The 466-nt window shown below is 50.6% G+C and carries 1 protein-coding gene; it reads left to right on the top strand.

Annotated features, from left to right (window positions below):
* Positions 1 to 174 precede the first annotated feature (174 nt).
* On the top strand, positions 175 to 466 hold a 292-nt coding region (locus tag F0L68_RS46120), incomplete at its 3' end, for a KOW domain-containing RNA-binding protein (RefSeq protein ID WP_223199673.1).

Genomic DNA, 466 nt, shown 5'->3' with positions numbered 1-466 from the left:
CATGTACGCAGGATCCGACCCAACCTGAAGATAGGAACTGTTTGCATTCTCCTCGCTGGCAGACATGCAGGCAAGAGGGTTGTACTTGTTGGAATTCTGCCCAGCGGTCTGCTTTTAGTTACTGGACCTTTTGCATTCAATTCGTGCCCGCTACGCCGCATTCCTCAGCGCTATGTGATCGGCACCTCCACCAGAATTTCACTCGGCAACTTCAAACTGCCAAAACACTTCAATGATGATTACTTCAAGAAGAATAAGAAGTGCGTCAAACGTACAGTCAAACGCAAAGAGGGTGATGACATCTTTGCCACAAAAAAAGAGAAATACGTTCCATCTGAGCAGCGCAAAACCGATCAGAAGACAGTCGACGAGGCTGTGATCAAAGCCATCGGAGCCCGACCCGACAAGAAGGTGCTCCGCGGATACCTCAAGGCGGCCTTCGGACTCCGCTCGAGCCAATATCCCC

Origin of the sequence: Solihabitans fulvus (assembly GCF_008386585.1) — a bacterium.
Classification (GTDB): Bacteria; Actinomycetota; Actinomycetes; order Mycobacteriales; family Pseudonocardiaceae; genus Solihabitans; species Solihabitans fulvus.
This window is presented reverse-complemented; position numbering and strand designations above follow the sequence as displayed.